Source organism: Roseococcus suduntuyensis (genome assembly GCF_014196305.1).
In the GTDB taxonomy this organism is placed as follows: Bacteria; Pseudomonadota; Alphaproteobacteria; order Acetobacterales; family Acetobacteraceae; genus Roseococcus; species Roseococcus suduntuyensis.
Genome location: NZ_JACIDJ010000003.1, coordinates 65922 through 89053, shown reverse-complemented (window position 1 = coordinate 89053; position 23132 = coordinate 65922). Strand labels below are relative to the sequence as shown.

The following is a 23132-nucleotide window of genomic DNA, read 5'->3' as shown; positions in this document are numbered from 1 at the left end:
ATGACTGACAGTTTATCCCTTGGGCCATGCCGCGCGCACCGAATGCTGGCATGATCGCGCCCATGGCCCCTGCCCCCAAGAATCTCGGCGCGCTGCGCGTCCTGTTCCCCTTCCTCCGCCCCCACTGGAAACGCGCGCTGGCCGCCGCAGGCGCGCTGCTGCTGGCCGCGGGGCTTGTCCTGATGATCGGCCAGGGGCTCCGGCAACTGATTGACGACGGGTTCGCCAGCCAGGACGCCGCCAGCCTCAACGCCGCCGCGCTCTTCATGTTCCTGGTGGTGGCGGCGCTGGGCTTCGCCACCGCGCTGCGATTCTACCTGGTCTCCTGGCTGGGCGAGCGGGTGGCGGCGGACCTGCGGGCCGCCGTCTTCGGCCATGTGCTGCGCCTCTCGCCCGCCAGCGTGGAGACGGCGCGCACGGGCGACATCCTCTCCCGCATGACGGCCGACATCGCGCTGCTGCAGGCGCTGATCGGCTCGGCCATCTCGATGGGTCTGCGGACGGCGCTGACCTCGACCGGGGCGCTGGTGTTGCTGGTGGCGTCCAGCCCCAAGCTGGCCGGCATCGTGCTGGTGGTGGTGCCGGTGGTCGTGGTGCCGCTGGTCCTGTTCGGCCGGCGGGAGCGGCGTCTCTCCCGCACCGCGCAGGAGCGGGTGGCCGACCTCTCGGCCCAGGCGGAGGAGGCGCTGAACAGCCTGCGCACCGTCCAGGCCTATACCCAGGAGGGCAACGAGCGCGCGCGCTTCGGCGCGGCGGTGGAGCGTTCGGTGCAGGCCGCACTCCGGCGCATCGGCTCGCGCGCCATGCTGATCCTGATCGTGATCCTGATGGGCTTCGGGGCCATCACCTTCAGCCTCTGGGTGGGTGGGCAGGATGTGATCGCGGGGCGGATGACCGGGGGCGAGCTGACGGCCTTCGTCTTCTATGCGGTGCTGCTCGCTTCCTCGGGCAGCACGCTGTCGGAGCTCTGGGGCGAGGTGCAGCGCGCGGCCGCGGCGGCCGACCGGCTGGTGGAGGTGCTGGACATCACGCCCCTCATCGCCGCCCCTGCCCTTCCCGCCGCTTTGCCCGCCCCGCGTGGCGAAGTCGGCTTCGAAGGCGTGACCTTCCACTACCCCTCGCGCCCCGCCACGCCCGCGCTGGACCGCTTCACCCTGCATGTGGCGCCAGGCGAGACGGTGGCGTTGGTGGGGCCCTCGGGCGCGGGCAAGACCACGGTGCTGCAATTGCTGCTGCGCTTCTATGACCCGGCCCAGGGGCGCATCACGCTGGAGGGGGTGGACCTGCGCGACCTCGACCCCGCCGACCTGCGCGGGCGCATGGCGCTGGTGGCGCAGGACCCGGTGATTTTTTCCGCCACCGCCGCCGAAAACATCCGCTACGGCCGCCCCGAGGCGAGCGATGCCGAGGTGGAGGCCGCCGCCCATGCCGCCGCGGCCCATGACTTCATCATGGCGCTGCCCGAGGGCTATGCGAGCCAGCTGGGGCCGCGCGGCGTGCTGCTCTCCGGCGGCCAGCGCCAGCGCATCGCCATCGCCCGCGCCATCCTGCGCGACCCGCCTTTGCTGCTGCTGGACGAGGCCACCAGCGCGCTCGACGCGGAGAGCGAACAGGCGGTGCAGCAGGCCATCACGCGGCTCGCGGAGGGGCGGACCACGCTGGTGGTGGCGCATCGCCTCGCCACCGTGCGGCGGGCGGACCGGATCGTGGTGATGGAGGCGGGGCGCGTGGTGGCGATGGGCACCCATGCGGCGCTGGTGGCCGAGGGCGGTCTGTATGCGCGGCTCGCGCGGCTGCAGTTCGGTGAGGGCGCCCACGCGGCGTGACGCCTTGAATGCACCACCGCCACTCGCCACCTACCATCCACACGGATGGTAAGAGGATGGCGTTCAGATGGCCGGCAATGTGCAGGAACTCCGGCCCAAGGCCGGCGGCGATTCCGAGAAGATCACGATCAACCTCGGCTATGTGGACCTCGGCCACATAGACCTGCTGGTGCAGGACGGCTTCTACGCCAACCGCACCGACTTCATCCGCACCGCCATCCGCAACCAGGTCGAGCGCCATGCCGACGCCGCCCGGCAATCCGTGGCACGGCGCAGCCTGGACCTGGGGCTGCGGCATTTCACCCGGGCGGACCTGGAGGCGGCGCGGGATTCGGGCCGGCCCCTCGACATCCGGGTGCTGGGCCTCGCCAGCATCGCGGCCGATGTGACGCCTGAGCTGGCGCGCGCGGCCATCGCCTCCCTCTCGGTGCTGGGGGCGCTGCAGGCCAGCGCCGAGGTGAAGGCCGCGCTCGCCGACCGGATGCGCTGAGCGCCTCCCGCACGAACCCAGGCGTGGAACCTCCGCGCCGCTTGAAAGCACAGTCACATGAACGCGTTTTCCGCCGACCTCATGCGTGAGGCGACACGCCTCACCCGTGAGGGCAAGCTCGCCGAAGCGACCGCGCTGTTGCAGGGCGGCTTTTCCGGCGCCCCGGCCCCGCCAGCCCCACCGGCCGCCCGCCAGGGGCGCCTGTTCGACGTGGACCCCCGCAGCGGCGAGGCCCACGCGTCCCAAGTCTGGCGCGGCGGCGGGGCGATGGGCGAGGCGTTGCGCGGCCCGCGCTCACCCTTCGGGCCTGGTGGCCCCGCCCCCGCGCCTGTGCTGCCCGAAGGCGCGCGCTTCCTCGCCGGCAGCTTCGCCGGTGCGGCGGGCGGCCGGAGCTACAGGCTCTACATCCCCGGCACTCCGGCCGCGGGGCCCAGGCCGCTCCTGGTCATGCTGCATGGCTGCACGCAGTCGCCCGAGGATTTCGCGGCCGGCACGCGGATGAACGCGCTGGCGGAGGCGCATGGCTGCCTGGTGGTCTATCCTGGGCAGACCTCCTCGGCGAACCCCCAGAAGTGCTGGAACTGGTTCAATCCGACCGACCAGCGGCGCGACCAGGGGGAACCCGCGCTCATCGCCGGGATCACCCGGCAGGTGGTGCGGGAGCATGGCGCGGACCCGGCGCGGGTCTTCGTGGCCGGCCTTTCCGCCGGCGGGGCGGCGGCGGCGATCATGGCGCAGGCCTACCCGGAGCTCTATGCGGCGGCGGGCGTGCATTCGGGGCTGGCCTGCGGTGCGGCGCGCGACATGCCCTCGGCCTTCGCCGCCATGCGCAAAGGGGGCGTGCGCCCGGACCCAGGCGGGCGCCTGGTGCCGACCATCGTCTTCCACGCGGACCAGGACACCACGGTGCACCCGCGCAATGGTGAGCAGGTGATCGCGCAGGCGGGCGGCAGCCGGCTTCGCGTGACGACGGAGCGCGGCCAGGTGTCGGGCGGGCACACCTATACCCGCACCATCCATGCCGATGCGGCGGGCCGGCCGATGCTGGAACAATGGGTGGTGCATGGGGGTGGCCATGCCTGGTCTGGCGGCAGCAGCGCGGGATCCTACACCGACCCCAGGGGACCGGATGCCTCGCGCGAGATGCTGCGCTTCTTCCTGGAACAGCCGAGAGGGCCGCGGGAAAGCTGAAAGCTGGAGGTAAGTGGCTGGGGGACCTGGATTCGAACCAAGACTGCCCGAGTCAGAGTCGGGAGTTCTACCGTTAAACTATCCCCCAACGGGCACCCACATCCGGGGTGCCGTTGGCTCGGCCGGGTGGATACCAAAGCCCCGCGGCCTTGCCAACCCGCTTTCCCCTTGCAGCGGATGAAACACTTCGGGATCATGACAAAGAACACCATATAGTGTCCCTTCATGCCCCCCTCCCTTCAGCCCCTGTCCGGCGCCTCCCCCCTCCGCGCCCCCCCGCCACAGCTCTTCGCGGCGCTGGACCTGGGCACGAACAATTGCCGGCTGCTGATCGGTGCGCCCGTGCGCGGCGGGTTCCGGGTGGTGGAGAGCTTTTCCCGCGTGGTGCGGCTGGGCGAGGGCCTGGCACGCTCCGGCACCCTCTCCGAGCCGGCGATGGAGCGCACCCTGGCGGCGCTGTCCGCCTGCGCCGACCGGCTGGAACGCCGCCCCGTGCGGCGCTTGGCCGCCGTTGCCACGGAAGCCTGCCGCCGCGCCCGCAACGGTCAGGAATTCCTGACCCGCGCCGCGTTGGAGACGGGTCTGCGCCCGCGCATCATCTCGCCCCGCGAGGAGGCCGAGCTTGCGATGGAAAGCTGCGCCCCCCTGCTGGAGCGGGGGGACCGCCGCGCCATCCTCTTCGACATCGGCGGCGGCTCGACCGAGATCGCCTGGATTCGCACAGGGCCGCGGCCGGAGCTCATCGGCTACCTCTCCATCCCCTGCGGCGTGGTGACGCTGTCGGAAGGCGAGGATTGCTTCACCACCCGCGGCTTCGGCGCCGTGGTGGACGACATCGCGGACCGGTTGGCCGCCTTCGACCGGCTGCACTGCATCGGCCAGGAAATCCGCGCGGGGGGCGTGCGGCTGATCGGGACCTCGGGCACCGTCACCACGCTTGCGGGGGTGGTGCTCGCCCTGCCCCGCTACAACCGGCAACTGGTGGACGGGCAACGGATCAACGCCGACGCCGCCGATGACGCGCTGGAAACCCTCTTCGCCATGGGCCGGGCCGGGCTGGTGGCCCACCCCTGCGTGGGGCCGGAACGGGCGGATTTCGTGCTGCCCGGCTGCGCCGTCTATGCCGCCATCCGCCGCCTCTGGCCCATGCCGGAGGTGACGGTCGCCGACCGTGGCCTGCGCGAGGGCATGCTGATGCGCCTGATGCGCGGCGATGGCGGCCGAGCGGAGGGAAGAGGTGGTGACGGCGGGCGCGGGGCGGCGTAAGCCCGGCCCATGTCCCCTCCCCGCCCGCCTTCTCCTGGAAAGCGCCAGACGCACACCAGCCTCAAGACCGCGCGCGGCCGCACCACGGCCAGCCAGCGCTGGCTCCAGCGTCAGTTGAACGATCCCTATGTGAAGGCGGCCCAGCAGGCCGGCTGGCGGTCCCGCGCCGCCTTCAAGCTGACCGAGCTGGATGACCGCTTCAAGCTGCTCAAGCCCGGCCAGCGCGTGGTGGATCTGGGGGCGGCCCCGGGCGGCTGGACCCAGGTGGCGATGAGCCGCGTCGGTTCGCATGGCCGCGTGGTGGCGCTGGACCTGCTGCCCATGGACGGCGTGGCGGGCGCCACCATCTTGGAGGGCGACTTCCAGGACGAGGCGACAGAGCGCGCCGTGCTGGCAGCCCTGGACGGCCCGGCCGATGTGGTGCTGTCGGACATGGCGCCCAACACCACGGGCCATGGCGCGACGGACCATCTGCGGATCACGGCGCTCGCAGAACTGGCGCTGGACTTCGCCCTGCGCGTATTGAACCCGGGCGGCGCCTTCGTGACCAAGCTGTTCCAGGGTGGCGCCGAGCGCGACATGCTGACACGCCTGAAAACCCATTTCGCCGAGGTCCGGCACGCCAAGCCGCCCGCCAGCCGCAAGGAATCGAGCGAGACCTATGTCGTGGCCACAGGGTTCCGTCCCTAGACCCTGATCCGCCGCCGCGGATCACGGTCCAGCCTTGGCTGGGAGGGCGATTCACCGCTCCGGCGATACCGCCTTCGCGGATCGCACTCCAAACCTCCCTTGCCCGCATGGGACGCGGGGGTTAAGGGAGCGCGCCAAGGTCGCGCGTGACCGCCCGAAAGGCCCCCGCCCATGGCAGACATCACCTCCCCCCAGCCCATCCGCATCGCCGAGGCCTATGCCTTTGACGATGTTCTGCTGTTGCCGGCCTATTCCACGGTCCTGCCCAGCCAGACGGACACCCGCACGCGGATGACGCGCGAGATTGCGCTGAACATCCCCCTGATTTCGGCGGCGATGGACACGGTGACCGAGGCGCCCATGGCGATTGCGATGGCCCAGCGGGGCGGCATCGGCGTCATCCACAAGAACCTGACGCCCGAGGAGCAGGCCGAGCAGGTGCGCCGCGTGAAGCGCTTCGAGAGCGGTATGGTGGTGAACCCCGTCATGGTCCACCCGGACCAGACGCTGGCCGAATTGCTGGCGCTCAAGGCCGCCCACCGCATCAGCGGCTTCCCGGTGGTGGAGCCCGGCACCAACCGCCTGGTCGGCATCATCACCAACCGCGACATGCGCTTCGCCACCGACCCCAAGCAGCGCGTCTATGAGCTGATGACGCGCGAACGCCTGGTCACCGCCCACCCCGGCGTCACGGCCGAGCAGGCGCGCACCCTGCTGCACAGCCGCCGCCTGGAAAAGCTGCTGGTGGTGGATGAGCAGGGGCGCTGTGTGGGCCTCATCACCGTGAAGGACATGGACAAGGCCGAGGCCCACCCCGCCGCGGTGAAGGACGCGCTGGGCCGGCTGCGCGCCGCCGCCGCCACCGGCGTGGGCGAGGACGGCTTCAAGCGTGCCGAACTCCTGGTGGCCGCCGAGGCCGATGTCGTCATCGTGGACACCGCCCACGGCCATTCGGGCGGGGTGCTGAAGGCCATCGAGCGCATCAAGCGCCTCTCGAACACCGTGCAGGTGGTGGCGGGCAATGTGGCCACGCCCGAGGGCGCGCTGGCGCTGATCGAGGCGGGCGCGGATGCGGTGAAGATCGGCATCGGGCCGGGCTCCATCTGCACGACGCGCATCGTGGCCGGCGTCGGCGTGCCGCAGCTGACGGCCGTGCTGGAATGCGCGGCGGCGGCCAAGGAACAGGGCGTGCCCGCCATCGCCGATGGCGGCATCCGCAACTCGGGCGACATCGCCAAGGCCATCGCCGCCGGCGCCGAATGCGTGATGATGGGCAGCCTCTTCGCCGGCACGGATGAGGCGCCCGGCGAGGTCTTTCTCTACCAGGGCCGCAGCTACAAATCCTATCGCGGCATGGGCAGCCTGGGCGCCATGGCGCGCGGCTCCGCCGACCGCTACTTCCAGGCCGAGGTGCAGGACCAGTTGAAGCTCGTCCCCGAGGGCGTCGAGGGCCAGGTGGGCTACAAGGGCCCCGTCGGGCCGGTCATCCACCAGCTGGTGGGCGGGCTGAAGGCGGCCATGGGCTACACGGGCTCGGCCACCATCACCGACCTGCAGAAGAACGCCCGCTTCCGCCGCATCACCAATGCCGGCCTGCGCGAAAGCCATGTGCACGACGTGGCGGTGACGCGCGAGGCCCCCAACTACCGCGCCGATGGCTGACCCCCGGCCGTGACCCCCGAAGGCCGGCACGCCGCCGCCATTGACCTGCTGCACGCGGTGCTGGACCAGCCCCGCCGCCCGGCCGATGCCATCGCCGCGGATTTCTTCCGCGCGCGGCGCTACATCGGCGGCAGCGACCGCCGCTTCATCTCGGACCTCGCCTGGGGGGTGCTGCGGCAGCGGCTTCGCCTGGAATGGTGGTTGGCCGAGGTCGGCGCGCGCATCACGCCGCGCCTGCTGGTGCTGGCGCATCTGATCCTGGTGGAGGGGCTGAAGCCCACCGAAGCCGGGCGCCGCTTTGAGGGCGGGCGCTATGGCGCGGGCAGCCTCGATGTGGGCGAGTTGGGCGTGGCCCAGGCCCTGGTGGGCAAGCCGCTGGCGGGCAAGGCCATGCCCGAGGCGCCACGGCTGAACCTGCCCGAATGGGCCTATCCCGGCCTGCAAGCCCGATTCGGCGCGACCCTGGCCGAGGAGGCCGCGGCGCTGGAGGCCAATGCCCCCCTCGACCTGCGCGCCAACCGGCTGCGCGGCGACCGCGAGGCGGCACTGGCCGCGCTCCGCGCCGAGGGGCTGAAGCCCGAGCCCATGCGCTTCTCGCCCCACGGGCTGCGCCTGCCCCACCGCGCGCCCATCGCGGCCAGCCCCGCCTATCTCCAGGGGCTGATCGAGGTGCAGGACGAGGGCAGCCAGCTCATCGCCGCCCTGGTCGCCGCGCGGCCGGGCATGCGGGTGCTGGATTATTGCGCGGGGGCGGCGGGCAAGACGCTCGCCATCGCGGCCGACATGCAGAACCAGGGCCGCATCACCGCCTGCGACGTCTCCGCCCCGCGACTCGAGGGGGCGACGAAGCGGTTGCGGCGTGCGGGCGTCCACAACGCCGAGACCCACCTGCTGACCCCGGGCGACCGCTTCGCCAAGCGCCGCGCCGGCACCTTCGACCGCGTGCTGGTGGATGCCCCCTGCACGGGCACGGGCACCTGGCGCCGCAACCCCGATGCGCGCAGCCGCACCACGGGGGAGGACCTCGCGGAGTTGCTCGCCAAGCAACGTGAAATTCTTGCAATCTCGGCGCAGCTGGTGAAGCCTGGGGGTAGGCTCATCTACGCGACATGTTCGCTGCTGCCCGAGGAGGATGAATTGCAGGTTCAGCATCTGCTCGACGCCCGGCCCGAATTCGGCACGGTGCCCCTCGCCGAGGCCTGGGCCGAGGCCGGGCTGCCGGGAGATGCCCCCTGCCCTGGCCCGCATCTGCTGCTCTCCCCCGCCGCGCATGGCACGGACGGCTTCTTCTGCGCCGTGCTCACGCGCGCGGCCTGACGGGCGGCGCGCGAGGTGGTCACCATCCGGCGCGCCCGCCCGGGCGACGCGCAGGGCATGGCCCTGGTGCACCTGGCCTGCTGGCGCGGGACCTATGCCGGCATACTGCCCGATGCCTACCTGGCGGGGATCTCGGTGTCGCAGGAGGCCGCGCAATACGAACGCGCCATGATGCTGCGCCGCGGCGGCCATGCGGGCTTCGTGGCGGTGGCGGATGGCAACGAGGCCGCGGGCTCGGGCGTGGTGGGCTTCGCCACTGGCGGCCTCTCCCGCCGCGAGGGGCTGGCCGAGGGCGAGATCGAGACGCTCTACCTCCTGGAGGATTTCCGCGAGCGTGGCATCGGCCGGCGGCTCATGCGCGCCACCGCCTCGCACCTGGCTTCGCTCGGTGCGCAATCGGCCTTCGCCTGGGTGCTGGAGGGCAACCCGTCCCGCTGGTTCTACGAAAGGCTGGGCGCGCGGCTGGTGGCGCGGGAGGGGCTGAGCTTCGCGGGCCAGCCCGTCCAGCAGCTCGCCTATGCCTGGGACCCCATCCACACCCTGCTGACGGCGACGGCCACGACCAAGCTGCCGCGCTGACCCGCGACGCGGCGGCTTGAGCGGCGCGGGGAAAAATGGTCCAAGCGGCCATGAGCCAGCACGATCGCATCCTTATCCTCGATTTCGGCAGCCAGGTGACGCAGCTCATCGCGCGCCGCCTGCGTGAATCCGGCGTCTATTGCGAGATCTGGCCCTTCAACGCCGCCCCAGAGGCGCGAATCCGGGAATTCGCGCCCAAGGGCATCATCCTCTCCGGCGGGCCAGCCAGCGTGAACGAGGGCGAAAGCCCCCGCCCCCCCGCCGAGGTCTTCGAGATGGGCCTGCCGCTGATGGGCATCTGCTACGGGCAGCAGGCCATGGCGCACCATCTGGGCGGCCTGGTCGAGGGCTCCGACCACAAGGAATTCGGCCGCGCCTTCGTGGATGTGACCGGCGAATGCGCCATCACCAAGGGCATCTGGGCGCCCGGCGCGCGCGAACAGGTCTGGATGAGCCATGGCGACCGCATCACGAAGCTGCCGCCGGGCTTCCGCGTGGTGGCTAGCAGCGAGGGGGCGCCCTTCGCCGTGATCGCCGACGACGCCCGCCGCTTCTACGGCACCATGTTCCACCCGGAGGTGGTCCACACCCCGCATGGCGCCCAGCTCCTGCAGAACTTCGCCCAGGGCGTCTGCGGCTGCCGCGGCGACTGGACCATGGGCGCCTATCGCGCCGAGGCGGTGGCCCGGATTCGCGCCCAGGTGGGGAATGGCCGGGTGATCTGCGGGCTCTCGGGCGGGGTGGATTCCTCGGTGGCCGCCGTGCTGATCCATGAGGCGATCGGCGACCAGCTCACCTGCATCTACGTGGACCATGGCCTCATGCGCGCCAACGAAAGCGCGCAGGTGGTGGCGACCTTCCGCGACCGCTTCAACATCAAGCTGGTGCACCGCGACGCGTCCGACCTGTTCCTGGGCCAGCTTTCCGGCGTCACGGACCCGGAGGTGAAGCGCAAGACCATCGGCCGCCTCTTCATCGAGGTGTTCGAGGAGGAGCAGAACAAGGTCGGCGGCGCGGATTTCCTCGCCCAGGGCACGCTCTACCCGGATGTGATCGAGAGCATCTCGGCCACCGGCGGCCCCTCGGTCACCATCAAGTCGCACCACAATGTGGGCGGGCTGCCCGCCGGCATGCGGATGAAGCTGGTGGAACCGCTGCGCGACCTGTTCAAGGACGAGGTGCGGGCGCTGGGCCGCGAATTGGGCATGCCCGAGGAGATCGTGGGCCGGCACCCCTTCCCCGGGCCTGGCCTCGCCATCCGCATCCCGGGCGAGGTGACGCGGGAGAAGGCGGACATCCTGCGCAAGGTGGATAGCATCTTCCTGGAGGAAATCCGCGCGGCGGGCCTCTATGACGCCATCTGGCAGGCCTTCGCCGTGCTGCTGCCGGTGCGGACCGTGGGCGTGATGGGCGATGGCCGCACCTATGACAGCGCCTGCGCCCTGCGCGCCGTGACCAGCACCGATGGCATGACGGCTGATGTCTATCCCTTCGACATGTCCTTCCTGACGCGGGTGTCCAACCGCATCGTGAACGAGGTGCGCGGCGTGAACCGCGTGACCTATGACATCACGAGCAAGCCGCCGGGGACGATCGAGTGGGAGTAGGCCTCAGGCAGGCCAGAACTCCAGCTGGATCACGTCGGGTTCGACGGGCAGGCTGTCGTCGCGGCTGCCCTCGAACTCCATCCAGCTGATCCGTACCATCACGTCGCTCGCCGGCAGGGCGAAGAAGGGGCCGCAGGGCAGCACATCCGGCGCCGAGGGGCTGATGAGGGTGAAGGTGCGGTAGGGAAACCGCGCCCGCACCGTCTCGACGCGCGTCCAGGCCCGGCCGCGCATGGGCTCGGCGGCGGAGGGCGCGGGCTCCGAGCCATGGATGGCGATGCGGATGTGCTGCTGCAGGCAGTCCTGGGTGTAGATGACGAGGCCGCTCTCCGGCACATGCAGGCCGCGACGTTCCATCTCGGGCGTGATGGTCACGGGCGGGCTGAAGCCGGTATCTTCCGTGTCAATGACATGGAATTGCCCATAATCCGATTGCCAGGCGAAATTCGCCCGTCCCAGCAGCGCCATGCGCCTCGTCCTTCTCAATCGGCTCTGAATTGAGGAATATCATGGAAAGGAATGGATGACATCGGGCAGAGGTCGGGAAACCACCCGCCCCCTCCGCCGGTTCTTCCCTTGTCCGCGCCATGCCGCGGCCCACACAGGAGGAACCCCACAATGGCCCAGAAGAAGCAGGACCATCGGCCCGATCCCGCCTTGGCCGAGCCCAAATTCACCGGTGTTCCGCGCCAGGAGCCCAACCCCTCGCCCGGGATCGCCCGCCATTTCTCGCAGGAGCATGACCGGGTGGCGGAAGCCGGCCGCCTGGGCGGCAAGCCCGGGGCGGAAACCCGCGACAAGACGCGCGGCTGAGGCGCGTGGGCGTCGGGGCTGATGGCCCCGTCGCCGCAATCATTCATATCCTGGCCCAGCATCTCCGAGCGCATCCAGTTCGTCGCGCAGGGTGTGGCCTCGATCAGGACTTGGTCCGTCGTCTCGGCGTTGGTGGGGCCTCTCATCATCACCGGCGTGGCGCTGCTCATCCTGGGGGCGAGGACGGAGCCCATGACACGCGACGCGGAGAGGAAGCGGTTCAAGCCCCTGGGTGCCGCGATCGGGCTTTCATGCCCACTGGCGGCGCTGGGTGGCACGCTGGGCACCATGCACTCCTACGGGTATCGCTGAGAGGGTGTTCGCGAACGCTGCGGGCCTTTTCGGGCCCTGATGCGCCACATGGGTCGCCCCTCCGCCGCCAGCTTCCCACAACGGCCTCTGCCCCCGCCAAAATCGCGTCCAGCGCAGTCGGGGCATTTGCATGGTCCCCGCGGTCCCACGCCTTTATCGGCCACTCATTTCCAATAAAATGAAAAATTAAAATTCATTTTAAATAATATCCGTCGAAAACTGCCAAGCTCACGGTGGTGTCCAGTCACCGTTAATCTCTTTACATATTTCATCACAGTTCATCGAGGAACTATACCAATTCTGACTGGTTGATCTCATGTCCGCCGTTAAGGCGGGCCAGATCAACTGGAGGAATACATTATGGCTGACCAGAAGAGCGAACGCGGCTTCGCCGCGATGGATGACGACAAACAGCGTGAGATCGCCTCCAAGGGTGGGCAGAGTGTGCCGGCCGAGAAGCGCAGCTTCTCGCAGGACCCTGAACTGGCCGCGGAAGCCGGCCGCAAGGGCGGGCAGAGCGTGGCGCCCGGGGATCGCTCCTTCTCGAAGGATCATGCGCTGGCCGCCGAAGCCGGGCGCAAGGGCGGCCAGGCCAGCCATTCCGGCGGCAACCAGTCGGGCGCAAACCAGTCGGGCGGCAACCAGTCCGGTGGTGGCGATGGCTCCAAGTCGGGTGGCGGCAACTTCGCCCAGGACCGCGGACGCGCCGCCGAGGCCGGGCGCAAGGGTGGCCAGGCCAGTCAGGGTGGCGGCCGCGGCAGCTGATCTCCTGATCAGCGGGACGGATCTGGGCGCGGGGCCATGCCTCGCGCCCTTTTCCTTTTTCTATGGGTTGCGGCGCCGGATGCCCTCGGTCAGCGCCACGGCGAAGCCCACCCAGAGCAGATAGGGCAGCATCAGCCCCGCGGCCCAGGCGCTGACCGGTGCGAAGAGCACCACGCAGGCCAGGATGGACAGCCACAGCAGGGCTGCCAGCGCCACCGCGCCACCCAGCGAACGCAGCCCCATGAACACCGCGGGCCAGGCCAAGTTCAGCACCATCTGCGCGGTCCAGGCGGCCATCTCGGCACCCCAGCCCACGCGGCGCCACACCAGCCAGCCGGCCAGCAGGATCATGGGGTAGAGCACCCCCCAGACCACCGGCACCGCCCAGTCAGGCGGCTTCCAGCCGGGCTTGCGCAGCCCGGCATACCATTGGGCCCGGTTCACCCGTTCACCACCGTGCCGCCATTCGGGTGGAGCACCTGGCCCGTCATGTAGGAAGAGCGCAGCGGGTCGGCGAGGAAGAGGTAGCAGGGCGCCACCTCGTCCGGCTGGCCGGGCCGGTCCATCGGTACGCCCGAACCGTGCTTGGACGTGCGCTCCTCGCCAAAGGAGGAGGGGATCAGCGGCGTCCAGATCGGGCCCGGCGCCACGCCATTCACGCGGATCTGCCGGTCTTCCCACAAGGCCAGCGCCAGGCTGCGGGTGAAGCCCACGATGGCGCCCTTGGTCGAGGCGTAGTCCACCAGCTGCGGGCTGCCCTTGTAGGCCGTGACCGAGGTGGAGTTGATGATGGCGGACCCCTTGGGCATGTGCGGCAGCACCGCCTTGGTCAGCCAGAACATGCCCAGGATGTTGGTGCGGAAGGTGCGGTCCACCTGCCCGATGGGGATTTCGGCGAAGTCGTCGCAGGGGTGCTGCTCGGCCGCGTTGTTCACCAGGATGTCCACGCGCCCGCCCAGGAACTCCACCGCCTCCGCCGCCGCGCGGGCGCAGAATTGCGGGTCGCCGATGTCGCCGGCGATGGCGTGGCCGCGGCCGCCGGCCTCCACGATGTGGCGCAGGGTCTCGGCGGCGTCCTCGTGCTCCTCCTTGTGGAGGATCACCACATCGGCCCCCTCCTTGGCGAAGCCGATGGCCACCGCGCGCCCAATGCCGGAATCGCCGCCGCTGATGATGGCGGTCTTGCCCGCCAGCGCGTCGCCGCCGGGCCAGTCCTCCATGAAGCTGCGCGGGCGCGGCGTCATCTCGGCCTCGCTGCCGGGCTGGTGGTCCTGATGCTGCGGGGGTTGCTTGGCCATGGGAATGCTCCGGGTGTGCAACGGCAACGCCGGACGCAGAAGCCGGTTTCACGGCACCCCCGAAAGGCGTCATGCTGGCCACGGCACAAAGGGCGAGGACGCGGCCATTGATCACGCTGCACGGCATCCGCAACTGCGACACGGTGAAGAAGGCGCGCGCCTGGCTGGACCAGGCGGGGGTGGACTACCGCTTCCATGACTTCAAGACGGACGGCCTGCCCCCTGCCCTGCTGCACGGCTGGGTGCGGGAGCTGGGCTGGGAGGCGCTGCTGAACCGCGCCGGCACCACCTTCCGCAAGCTGCCCGAGGCCGAACGCGGCGACCTCGACGAGGCGCGCGCCGTGGCGCTGATGCTGGCTCAGCCCTCGATGGTGAAGCGGCCCGTGCTGGACCTGGGCGACCGGCGGCTGCTGGGCTTCAAGCCTGAGCTTTACACCGCCGCGCTCGGCCCCAACTGAACTTTCGGGACAGGGAGGACAACATGGACCAGACAAGCGCGGGCCAGGTGCGGCACGAGGTCAGCATCGCGGGCCGATTCGTGGGCTTCAGCATCATCGGCGCCACGGTCATTTTCATCATCTTCCTGGAGAAGTTCGGCGCGCCCCACTACCAGCCCTGGATCAAGTGGATGCTGCTGGGCGCGCTGGTGGCGGGCGTCGGCATCCCCTTGTTGTTCTTCCGGCGCCGCGTGGAGTGACGGCTTGACAGGGGCCGGCCCTCCGCATGGCATGGCATCGTTCACCGCCGGATCGAGAGCCCCTTCCCATGCAACGCCGCGCCCTGCTCGCCTCGCCCTTCCTTGCCCTGCCCGCGGGGGCGGCGCTGGCCCAGCCCAACCGTCCGCTGACGGTCGGCATGGCCGGCATCCCCACGGGCATGGACCCGCATTTCCACAGCACCAACAACAACAACGCGCTGCTGGGCCAGATCTTCGAGACGCTGGTCCTGCTGCACACCGATGGCAGCCTGCGCCCGCGGCTGGCGGAATCCTGGCGGGTCGTGGATGACCTGACCTGGGAGTTCAAACTGCGCGCCGGCGTGCGCTTCCACGACGGCACGCCCTTCGAGCCCGAGGACATCGCCTTTAGCTTCGAGCGCGTGCCCCAGGTGCCCAACTCGCCCGGCCCCTTCACGCCGATGGTCCGCAGCGTGCGCCGCGTGGAGGTGGTGGACCCCGTGACGGTGCGTTTCCACACCAGCGCGCCCACGCCCTTCTTCCCGCGCGACATCATCTCCATCCACATGCTCTCGCGCCGCATCCACGCGAACGCGACGCTGGCCGACTTCAACGCGGGCCGGGGCATGATCGGCACCGGGCCTTACAAGTTCGTCTCCTACGCCCAGGGCGAGCGGCTGGAGGTGGAGCGCAACGCCGAATACTGGGGCGAGACCGCGCCCTGGCCGCGCGCCGTCTTCCGCTTCCTGACCAATGCCGGCGCGCGCAGCGCGGCCCTGCTGGCGGGCGATGTGGACCTGATCGACAACGTCCCCTTCCAGGACATCCCGCGCTTCAACAACGACCCGCGCATCGCGCTGTTCAGCGTGGACAGCGTCACCACCAGCTACATCATGCCCGACACGGTGCGCGAACCGGCGCCGCACATGTTCAACCGCGCGGGCCAGCCGCTGGAGCGCAACCCGCTGCGCGACGTGCGGGTGCGCCAGGCGCTCAGCCTCGCCATCCCGCGCCAGGGCATCGTGGAGCGGCTGTTCCAGGGCCAGGGGCGGCCGGCCAACCAGTTCGCCGCCCCCTCCCTGCCCGACCGCGTGCCGGACCTGCCGGAGATGCCCTATGACGTGAACCGCGCCCGCGCCCTGCTGCGCGAGGCGGGCTGGGCCGAGGGCTTCCGCCTCAACATCCATGGCCCCAATGGCTGGATCCCCGGCGATGCGGACCTGCTGCAGGCCGTGGCCCAGGGCTGGACGCGCGCGGGCATCGAGACGCGGGTGGAGGTGCTGCCGCCGGCCAATTTCTACAGCCGCGCCACGGCCCGCGAATTCTCCGTGATCTTCGCCACCTTCACCACCAGCACCGCCGCCAACATGATGCGCCAGGTGGCCATGACGCGGGACCCCGCCACCGGCGTCGGCCCCTTCAACCGCCTGCTCTACTCCAACCCCGAGCTGGACCGCCCGCTGGAAGAGGCGCTGCGCACCATGGACGAGGCGCGCCGCACCGCGCTGACCCAGCAGGCCATGCGCGCGCTGACCTCGGACCTCGGCATCATTCCTGTCCACTACCTGCGGAACAACTGGGCGGGGCTGCGGAACCGCGTGCGCTATGACCCCTCGCCGCTCTTCTACACCAATGCCATCCTGGCCACCCCGGCCTGAACAGGACCCGTCCCATGGCTGACCAAGCGATCCTCCAGCGCCTCTCCGAAGCGGTGGAGGCGGGCTTCGACGAGCAGGTGCGCTTCCTGGCCGAGATCGTCCGCCACCCCTCGCTGCGCGGGCGCGAGGGGCCCCTGCAGGACCATATCGCGCGCTGGTTCGCGCAGCGCGGCTATGTGGTGGACCGCTTCTCCATCGCCGACGTGCCGCTGAAGGACCACCCGAAGGCGAGCCCCATGGTGGAGGTGGACCCGGCGCTGTCCATGCAGGTGGTGGCGACGAAGCGGGCCGAGCCCGCCACGGGCCGCAGCCTCATCATCCAGGGCCATATCGACGTGGTGCCCGAGGGGCCGCACGAGATGTGGAGCCACCCGCCCTATGCCGCCGCCATCCATGATGGCTGGATGTATGGGCGCGGCGCGCATGACATGAAGGCGGGCGTGGCGGCCATGTGCTTCGCCATGGAGGCCGTCACGCGCGCGGGCTACGCGCCCTGCGGCGACGTGTATCTCCAGACCGTGACGGAGGAGGAAAGCACCGGCAACGGCGCGCTCGCCACGCTGCTGCGCGGCTACCGCGCCGATGCCTGCCTGATCCCGGAGCCCACCGGCGGCACCATCACCCGCGCCCACACCGGCACGCTGTGGTTCCGCATCCGCGTGCGCGGGGTGCCCGTGCATGTGGCCGTGGCGCAGACCGGCAGCAACGCGATCATGAGCGCCTATCACCTCATCCAGGCGCTCTACGACCACACGGCGGCGGTGAACGAGGCCGCGAAATCCCACCCCTGGTACAAGGACGTGCCGGACCCGGTGAAGTTCAACCCGGGCATCATCCGCGGCGGCGACTGGGCGAGCTCCACGCCCGCCTGGTGCGAGGTGGATTGCCGCATCGGCCTGCTGCCCGGCACCGATGTGGCCGAGGCGCGCGCCGGGGTGGAGCGCGCCGTGGCGGCCGCCGCGCGGTCCAACAACTTCCTGGCCAACAACCCGCCCGACATCCTCTGGCACGGCTTCCTGGCCGATGGCTATGTGCTGGAACCCGGCACCGAGGCCGAGGCCGTGCTGGCCGACGCCCACCGCACCGCCTTCGGCGAGGACATGCCGGCACGAATCACGACGGCGGTGAACGACACGCGCTTCTACGGGCTGTATTTCGACATCCCGGCCCTCTGCTACGGCCCCAAGGGCGAGGGCGCGCATGCCTTCGACGAGCGGACGAACCTCGCGCACCTCAAGACCACCACGCTGGCGATGGCCACCTTCATCGCGGACTGGTGCGGGGTGAAGCCCATCGCATGACGGCGAGCGCGCTGGACCTGGTGCTGCTGCGCCGCGCCTTCGCCCTGGCCGGCGAGGCGCGGGCACGGGGGGACCGGCCCTTCGCGGCGGTGATCGCCGGGGCTGACGGCACGGTGCTGGCGGAGGGCATGTCCACGCAAGGCGCGGGCGGCGGCGGTACACTGGCCCATTCGGAGATGAACGCCTGCGGGGCGGTGATCGCGGCCGGCATCCCGCGCGAGAGGCTGCGGGCGGCGACCATCTATTCCAGCGGCGAACCCTGCGCCATGTGCGCGGCGGCCATCTTCTACACAGGGCTGGGACGGGTGGTGTACGGGCTTTCGGCGGGCGCCATCCTGCATTTGCGGAACGCCAAGCCTGAGAATGCCGGGCTTTCCCTCTCCTGCCGGGCGGTGCTGGAGAGTGCGGCCCAGCCCGTCACGGTGCTGGGCCCGCTGCTGGAAGACGAGGGTGCGAGGCCCCACCAGGGCTACTGGACGGGCTGACGCCCCGACCAGAGGATGGCCGCCCGCGCCAGGGCCGCCACCGTGTCCACCACCGGAAATTCCAGCGCCGGCCCGGCCGCGATGCCGAGCGGGATCTCGGTGCAGCCCAGCACCACGGCCTTCGCACCGCGCGCGCGCAGCAGGCGGGCGGCCTCGGCCAGCGGGGCGTAGGCCGCTTCCACGCGGTTGGCCTTCACGGCGCCGATGGCGGGGGTGACGAGGCGCGCCATCTCCTCCTCGCTCGGCGTGAGGCAGTCGAAGCCGATGCGCTCCTGATACAGCCGCATGGCCAGCGTCCCCGCCGTGCCCATCAGCCCGATGGGGCCCTGGGTGACGCCTTGGCGCAACAGGTCGGCCCGCGCCGCGTCCACGATGTGCAGGATGGGAAGCGGGGTTTGTGCCGCCATGTCGTCGAACCAGCCATGGGCGGTGTTGCAGGGGATCGCGACGGCGCCGGCGCCGGCCGCCTCCAGGCCCCGGATGCCGCGCATCAGCGCGGGCAGCGGGTCCTCACCACCCGCGAGGCGTGCCGCGGTGCGGTTGGGTACGCGCGGGTCGGACCAGAGGATGGTGGGGATATGGTCCTGGTCGTCCTCCGCCGGCGTCAGCAAGGTCAGTTGCCGCATGAAGTCGGCCGAGGCCAGCGGTCCCATGCCGCCCAAAACACCCAGGATCCTGGTCATCGAAGCCCCTCATAGACCAGCTGACAGCCGGTCACGAACAACAGCACGTGGATGATGCGGTAGAACAGCTTGTCATCCACCCGCGACGAAAGCCAGACGCCCAGCCTGATGCCGATGGGCGCCAGCGGCAGCAGCACCAGGCTGGTCAGGACATTCTGCACGGACAGCGCGCCCAGGAAGAAATACGGCACCAGCTTCACGTAGTTGATGCTGGCGAAAAAGAAGACGGTGGTGGCGGCCAACCGCGCGCGCTCCAGTCGCAGCGGGTAGAGATAGACGGCGAGCGGCGGCCCGCCCGCATGGGCGATGAAACTGGTGAAGCCCGAGACGCCGCCCCAGAAATTGCCCTTGGCATGGCTGGTTTCGGCGGGCTTGCGCGAGGCCCCCGCCCGCTCCAGCCACAGGCTGCGGGCGATGAAGGCCAGCGTGATGACGCCGATGATGAGCTTCACCGCCGCATCCGACAGCGCGCCGAAGACCAGGCTGCCGGCCCCGATGCCCACCATCGCACCCGGCAGGGTGGCGCGCAGTTGCGCCATGTCCCACTTCCCCCACCAGGCGCGCAGCGCCGAGATGTCCATGGCGCACAGCACCGGCAGCGCGATGCCCGCCGCCTGGGGTGCCGGAATGGCCAGCGACATGAGCGGCACGGCGGCATTCCCCGCCCCCGAGGCGAAGCCCCCCTTGCTGATGCCCGTCAGCAGGAAGGCCGGGATGGCGAGCGCGTAGAACCAGGGATCGGTGATGAGCAAGGCGGGAGACCTCGGCCGGGAGGGACGCCTCTTATGGGCCGGAGCGGCTGCCTGGGGAATGCGCCGGCGGTGCGTGTCGCGGTGCCGGCGCGCGGCCTTTGCTCAATCCTTGTCCAGCGCGGCGCCATCCCAGCCCTCGGCGCGGGCGGGGAGTTCCATGAAGTTGGCCGCGGCGGCGGCACGGGCCATCAGGGCGCGCAGGGCAGGATTTTGGTCTCCGCCCTCGTCCATCAGCGCGTCCATGGGGCAGTAGAATTCATGGGCATGGGCGGTCTGCGAGGACACGAAGCCCATGTAGTGCTGCGGCCGCAGCGCGAAGAGCACCCGCGCATCGCGCACCGGCAGGATGAGCGGCGCGCGCGGCTCATGGTTGATGGTGCGGATCAGTCGCCAGCGCGGGATGGCGCTGCCGGGCCGGATGGGCTGCATCAGCCAGTCCACGGGACATACCGCGAGCAGGGAGCCCGTGGAGGGCGCGAAACGCGAACGCTTGTCCAGCAGGTTCTGATAGGTGCTGCACGCCTCGATGCAGAGGATGTCCACATAAGGCTCGTCCGGGCGAGGGCTGAAGTGAAGGTAGAGCCCATCCGGCAAGGTCTTGAGCTGCTTGGAACCCGGCAGCTTCAGATAGGGTTGATGGACGGTGCAGGCGCTGTCGGGGCGCGCCTTCAGCCAGGTTCCCGGCTGCTTGAGCGAGGGCTCGATGCCGGGCGGGCGCTGGGGCCAGCGGTCCAGGCATTCCCGCACCTTTCGGTCCAGTACAGGCCCCTTCATGACAGGAAGAATTTCACCCATGGATTGTGCTCCTAATTCCTACCACGCCACGAGGTGATTTTAATCATAGGTTAATTGTCACATGCAAAGGGCTTTTTGGCTTTGGTTGAAATTTTTCTTGCACCACAACCGCGCGTGGTGGGCGACTTCCCGGAATTTCAGTGATCTACAGGAATTTTCTCTCACACATTCTGAACGCATCCAGAACAAGCTGCGGTCAGCAGCGCGCCGCGTCCAGAATATGGAAGCCCACCCCCACCTGGTCCTGCCAATGTTCCGTCCGCAGGTAGCCGCAGAGGTTCAATGCCCCGCCAGGGAAATCCAGCGCCGCGGCCAGGGGGCCATCCCCCGCGCGGAAGCACACGGCCTTGAGCCGCCCGCCATCCTCGCCCTGAAGGAAGGTGCGGATGGTGGTCCCTTCCCGCCCCACGCGGCTCGCCTTCACCACGCGCGCGCGGGTCAGGGCCAGCACGGGTTCGTCATGGCCCGCGCCGAAGGGGCCGAGGCCCGCCACGGATTGCGCCAGATCGAGCGTGGCGCCGCGCACCGTCAGCGCGCCGTCCAGCACCATGGGCGCCATGTCCGGCAGGTCGCGCGCGGGGGCGAGCGCCTCGTCCAGCAGGGCGTGCAGCGCGGGCAGGTGCCTGGCCTCGATGGTGAAGCCCGCCGCCATGGCGTGCCCGCCGCCCGCCAGCAGCAGCCCCGCCTGCCGCGCCGCGATCACGGCCGCGCCCAGGTCGAAGCCCGGCACCGAGCGGCCCGAACCCTTCGCCACCCCCTCCGCGATACCCGCCACGCAGGCAGGGCGGTTGAAGCGTTCCCGCACGCGCCCCGCCACGATGCCGACCACGCCCGGGTGCCAGCCCTCGCCATGCAGCAGCAGCACGGCATGGCCCGCCTCGCGCTGCGCCTCCGCCTGGCGCATGGCGGAAGCCAGCACGCCCGCCTCAACCTCCTGACGTTCGCGGTTCACGGAATCCAGCCGCTCGGCCATGGCGCGGGCGGTGATGGGGTCGGCCTCGGTCAGCAGGCGCAAGCCCAGGTCGGGGGCCGCGATGCGCCCGCCGGCATTGATGCGCGGGCCCAGCACGAAGCCCAGCGTGTGGGCGCTGGGCGCATCCCGCGCGGCGGCCAGGTCCAGCAGCGCGGCCATCCCGGCGCGTTCCCGTCGCGCCAGCACGCGCAGGCCCTGCACCACCAGCGCGCGGTTCACGCCCACCAGCGGCACCACGTCGCAGACCGTGGCCAACGCCACCAGGTCCAGCAGCAGGCGAAGGTCGGGCTCCGGCCGCGCCGCGAAGAAGCCGCGCCGGCGCAATTCGCGCTGGATGGCGACCACCGCCAGGAAGGCCACCCCCGCCGCGCAAAGCTGCCGCAGCCCCGAGGGGCAGTCGAAGCGGTTGGGGTTCACCGCCGCCACCACCCGCGGCGGCGCGCCATCGCTCTTGTGGTGGTCCAGCACCACCACATCGGCCTGGCCGGCGGCCACGGCCAGCGCCTCATGCGCGGCGATCCCGCAATCCACGCAGATGATGAGGTTCGCCCCCGCCGCCACCAGCCGCGCGATGGCCGGGCCGTTGGGCCCATAGCCCTCGGCCAGGCGGTCGGGGACGTAGTGGGTGGCGGCGATCCCCCATTGGCGCAGGGCGTGCAGCATGATGGCGCCCGAGCACGCGCCGTCCACGTCGTAATCGGCATAGACGGCCACGCGCTCGCCGCGCGCCACCGCGTCCGCGATGCGCGCGGCGGCCGCGTCCATGTCCAGCAGCACGGAGGGGTCGGGCAGCAAGGCGCGCAGCGTGGGGTTCAGGAAGTCCTGCGCGGCGTCGAGGCCCACGCCACGCGCCGCCATCAGCCGCCCGACCAGCTCGGGCAGGCCCAGGCGCTGGGACAGCCCGGCCGCGATCCGCCCCTCATATGGGCGCCAATACCAGGCCCGCCCGCTCAGGCTGCGCTCGACCCCGAGCGCGATCTCCATCAGAAGATGGGCTTCACGCGGAAATTGTGGTTGCCTTCCACATAGCGCACCGTGCCGGACTTGCTGCGCATCACGATGGAATGCGTGGTCGCGCCGCCCGCGAAGAAGCGCACGCCGCGCAGCAGCGGCCCGGTGGTGACGCCGGTGGCGGCGAACATCACATCGCCCTTGGCCATCTCCTCCATGGAATACTTGGCGTGGATGTCGGTGATGCCCATCTCCCGCGCGCGCTCGATCTGGGTGTCGTCCTCATAGATGAGGCGCCCCTGCATCTGCCCGCCGATGCAGCGCAACGCCGCCGCCGCCAGCACGCCCTCGGGCGCGCCGCCCCAGCCCAGATACATGTCCACGCCCGCCTCGGGCTGGGCCACGGCCAGCACGCCGAAGACGTCGCCATCCGGGATCAGCATGAGGCGCGCACCGGCCGCGCGGCAGGCCTTGATGATGTCCTTGTGGCGGTCACGGTCCAGGATGCAGACGGTGAGGTCGCCCACCTCGGCGCCCTTGGCCGCGGCGAGCGCGCGCAGGTTCTCCTCCGGGCTGCGGTCCAGGTCCACGACGCCATCCGGCAGGCCGGGGCCGACGGCGATCTTGTCCATGTAGACGTCGGGCGCGTGCAGGAAGCCGCCGCGCCCGGCCAGCGCCACCACGGCCATGGCATTGGGGCCGCCCTTGGCCGTGGTGCTGGTGCCCTCCAGCGGGTCCACCGCGATGTCGGCGCGCATGCCGCCGCCCGAGCGGGCGTAGAGCCCCACCTTCTCGCCGATGTAGAGCATCGGCGCCTCGTCCATCTCGCCCTCGCCGATGACGACGGTGCCATCAATGGCCACGCTGTCGAAGGCGGCGCGCATGGCCTCCACCGCCGCGCCATCGGCCGCGTTCTTGTCGCCCTTGCCGACCCAGCGGCTGGCGGAGAGCGCGGCGGCCTCGGTCACGCGCACCAGCTCCAGCGCCAGGTTGCGGTCCACCTGCATCATGGGCTTGGCTTCGGTCTCGCTCATTGGTCGTT

25 protein-coding genes and 1 tRNA gene are annotated in these 23132 nt (G+C 70.5%); 17 read left to right on the top strand and 9 right to left on the bottom strand.

All coding sequences use genetic code 11. From position 1 onward, the window contains the following. Window positions 1–62 precede the first annotated feature (62 nt). From GGQ83_RS10515 to GGQ83_RS10505, 3 genes are all read left to right on the top strand, one after another. Window positions 63–1826 carry an ABC transporter transmembrane domain-containing protein gene (locus GGQ83_RS10515; RefSeq protein ID WP_242535059.1) on the top strand — a complete coding sequence of 588 codons (1764 nt, stop codon included), beginning with the start codon at window positions 63–65 and terminating at the stop codon, window positions 1824–1826. Window positions 1827–1893: 67 nt separating this feature from the next. Continuing rightward, window positions 1894–2316 carry a CopG family transcriptional regulator gene (locus GGQ83_RS10510; RefSeq protein ID WP_184383763.1) on the top strand — a complete coding sequence of 141 codons (423 nt, stop codon included), beginning with the start codon at window positions 1894–1896 and terminating at the stop codon, window positions 2314–2316. 57 nt (window positions 2317–2373) lie between these two features. After that, window positions 2374–3507 (top strand): extracellular catalytic domain type 1 short-chain-length polyhydroxyalkanoate depolymerase, encoded by a 1134-nt coding sequence (locus GGQ83_RS10505; protein WP_184383762.1) that lies wholly within the window; start codon window positions 2374–2376, stop codon window positions 3505–3507. A 14-nt stretch (window positions 3508–3521) separates the two neighbouring features. Here GGQ83_RS10505 and GGQ83_RS10500 read toward each other — a convergent pair. Further along, window positions 3522–3595, bottom strand: a tRNA-Gln gene (locus GGQ83_RS10500). 137 nt (window positions 3596–3732) lie between these two features. Between GGQ83_RS10500 and GGQ83_RS10495 the strand changes: the two genes are divergently transcribed. From GGQ83_RS10495 to guaA, 6 genes are all read left to right on the top strand, one after another. Further along, a complete protein-coding gene (locus GGQ83_RS10495) occupies window positions 3733–4773 on the top strand; it encodes a Ppx/GppA phosphatase family protein (protein ID WP_184383761.1) in 1041 nt (346 codons plus the stop codon). A 9-nt stretch (window positions 4774–4782) separates the two neighbouring features. After that, window positions 4783–5463: an RlmE family RNA methyltransferase gene (locus tag GGQ83_RS10490; protein WP_184383760.1), complete on the top strand. Its 681-nt coding sequence runs from the start codon at window positions 4783–4785 to the stop codon at window positions 5461–5463. 171 nt (window positions 5464–5634) lie between these two features. Continuing rightward, window positions 5635–7125 (top strand): IMP dehydrogenase, encoded by a 1491-nt coding sequence (gene guaB / locus GGQ83_RS10485; protein WP_184383759.1) that lies wholly within the window; start codon window positions 5635–5637, stop codon window positions 7123–7125. A 9-nt stretch (window positions 7126–7134) separates the two neighbouring features. Beyond that, window positions 7135–8442, top strand: a complete 1308-nt coding sequence (locus GGQ83_RS10480; RefSeq protein WP_184383758.1) for an RsmB/NOP family class I SAM-dependent RNA methyltransferase — start codon at window positions 7135–7137, stop codon at window positions 8440–8442. A 15-nt stretch (window positions 8443–8457) separates the two neighbouring features. Continuing rightward, a complete protein-coding gene (locus GGQ83_RS10475; RefSeq protein WP_184383757.1) occupies window positions 8458–9021 on the top strand; it encodes a GNAT family N-acetyltransferase in 564 nt (187 codons plus the stop codon). A 50-nt stretch (window positions 9022–9071) separates the two neighbouring features. Continuing rightward, the gene (guaA, locus tag GGQ83_RS10470; RefSeq protein ID WP_223880770.1) at window positions 9072–10628 is read left to right on the top strand and encodes a glutamine-hydrolyzing GMP synthase; all 1557 of its coding nucleotides are present in this window, start codon (window positions 9072–9074) and stop codon (window positions 10626–10628) included. A 3-nt stretch (window positions 10629–10631) separates the two neighbouring features. On the opposite strand, the gene GGQ83_RS10465 is transcribed toward guaA, so the two are convergent. Continuing rightward, on the bottom strand, window positions 10632–11096 hold the full coding sequence (locus GGQ83_RS10465) for a hypothetical protein (RefSeq protein ID WP_184383755.1): 465 nt from the start codon (window positions 11094–11096) through the stop codon (window positions 10632–10634). Window positions 11097–11246: 150 nt separating this feature from the next. On the opposite strand from GGQ83_RS10465, the gene GGQ83_RS10460 reads away from it, so the two are divergent. From GGQ83_RS10460 to GGQ83_RS10450, 3 genes are all read left to right on the top strand, one after another. After that, window positions 11247–11441, top strand: a complete 195-nt coding sequence (locus tag GGQ83_RS10460) for a hypothetical protein (RefSeq protein ID WP_184383754.1) — start codon at window positions 11247–11249, stop codon at window positions 11439–11441. A gap of 21 nt (window positions 11442–11462) precedes the next feature. Next, window positions 11463–11753 (top strand): hypothetical protein, encoded by a 291-nt coding sequence (locus GGQ83_RS10455; protein ID WP_184383753.1) that lies wholly within the window; start codon window positions 11463–11465, stop codon window positions 11751–11753. A gap of 360 nt (window positions 11754–12113) precedes the next feature. Continuing rightward, entirely contained in the window at window positions 12114–12518 is a 405-nt protein-coding gene (locus GGQ83_RS10450; RefSeq protein ID WP_184383752.1) for a con-10 family general stress protein, read from the top strand. Window positions 12519–12578: 60 nt separating this feature from the next. Here the strand turns inward: GGQ83_RS10450 and GGQ83_RS10445 are convergent, their stop codons facing one another. Together GGQ83_RS10445 and GGQ83_RS10440 are read right to left on the bottom strand one after the other, a co-directional pair. Then, window positions 12579–12962: a TspO/MBR family protein gene (locus GGQ83_RS10445; RefSeq protein ID WP_184383751.1), complete on the bottom strand. Its 384-nt coding sequence runs from the start codon at window positions 12960–12962 to the stop codon at window positions 12579–12581. Beyond that, window positions 12959–13816: an SDR family oxidoreductase gene (locus tag GGQ83_RS10440; RefSeq protein WP_184383750.1), complete on the bottom strand. Its 858-nt coding sequence runs from the start codon at window positions 13814–13816 to the stop codon at window positions 12959–12961. Before GGQ83_RS10440 ends, GGQ83_RS10445 begins: the two co-directional genes overlap by 4 nt. A 107-nt stretch (window positions 13817–13923) precedes the next feature. Between GGQ83_RS10440 and GGQ83_RS10435 the strand changes: the two genes are divergently transcribed. The 5 genes from GGQ83_RS10435 to GGQ83_RS10415 all read left to right on the top strand — a co-directional run bounded on the left by GGQ83_RS10435 (window position 13924) and on the right by GGQ83_RS10415 (window position 17936). Then, window positions 13924–14274, top strand: coding sequence for an ArsC family reductase (locus GGQ83_RS10435; RefSeq protein ID WP_375781518.1), 351 nt, complete (start codon window positions 13924–13926; stop codon window positions 14272–14274). Between the two features lie 23 nt (window positions 14275–14297). Beyond that, window positions 14298–14513: a hypothetical protein gene (locus GGQ83_RS10430; protein ID WP_184383748.1), complete on the top strand. Its 216-nt coding sequence runs from the start codon at window positions 14298–14300 to the stop codon at window positions 14511–14513. 68 nt (window positions 14514–14581) lie between these two features. Beyond that, on the top strand, window positions 14582–16150 hold the full coding sequence (locus GGQ83_RS10425) for an ABC transporter substrate-binding protein (protein WP_242535058.1): 1569 nt from the start codon (window positions 14582–14584) through the stop codon (window positions 16148–16150). A gap of 14 nt (window positions 16151–16164) precedes the next feature. Beyond that, complete coding sequence (locus GGQ83_RS10420) at window positions 16165–17451, top strand: ArgE/DapE family deacylase (RefSeq protein ID WP_184383746.1); 1287 nt, start codon at window positions 16165–16167, stop codon at window positions 17449–17451. Continuing rightward, window positions 17448–17936 (top strand): nucleoside deaminase, encoded by a 489-nt coding sequence (locus GGQ83_RS10415; RefSeq protein ID WP_184383745.1) that lies wholly within the window; start codon window positions 17448–17450, stop codon window positions 17934–17936. The genes GGQ83_RS10420 and GGQ83_RS10415 overlap by 4 nt, the downstream gene beginning before the upstream one ends. On the opposite strand, the gene cuyB is transcribed toward GGQ83_RS10415, so the two are convergent. The 5 genes from cuyB to glpX all read right to left on the bottom strand — a co-directional run bounded on the left by cuyB (window position 17921) and on the right by glpX (window position 23124). Continuing rightward, the gene (gene cuyB, locus GGQ83_RS10410) at window positions 17921–18619 is read right to left on the bottom strand and encodes a cysteate racemase (protein ID WP_184383744.1); all 699 of its coding nucleotides are present in this window, start codon (window positions 18617–18619) and stop codon (window positions 17921–17923) included. The two genes, GGQ83_RS10415 and cuyB, sit on opposite strands and share 16 nt — an antisense overlap. Then, window positions 18616–19371: a sulfite exporter TauE/SafE family protein gene (locus tag GGQ83_RS10405; RefSeq protein WP_184383743.1), complete on the bottom strand. Its 756-nt coding sequence runs from the start codon at window positions 19369–19371 to the stop codon at window positions 18616–18618. The genes cuyB and GGQ83_RS10405 overlap by 4 nt, the downstream gene beginning before the upstream one ends. A gap of 102 nt (window positions 19372–19473) precedes the next feature. Further along, on the bottom strand, window positions 19474–20166 hold the full coding sequence (locus GGQ83_RS10400) for a hypothetical protein (protein WP_242535057.1): 693 nt from the start codon (window positions 20164–20166) through the stop codon (window positions 19474–19476). Window positions 20167–20362: 196 nt separating this feature from the next. Further along, a complete protein-coding gene (recJ, locus tag GGQ83_RS10395; RefSeq protein WP_184383742.1) occupies window positions 20363–22123 on the bottom strand; it encodes a single-stranded-DNA-specific exonuclease RecJ in 1761 nt (586 codons plus the stop codon). After that, window positions 22123–23124 carry a class II fructose-bisphosphatase gene (gene glpX / locus GGQ83_RS10390; protein WP_242535056.1) on the bottom strand — a complete coding sequence of 334 codons (1002 nt, stop codon included), beginning with the start codon at window positions 23122–23124 and terminating at the stop codon, window positions 22123–22125. The genes recJ and glpX overlap by 1 nt, the downstream gene beginning before the upstream one ends. Window positions 23125–23132: the final 8 nt, after the last annotated feature.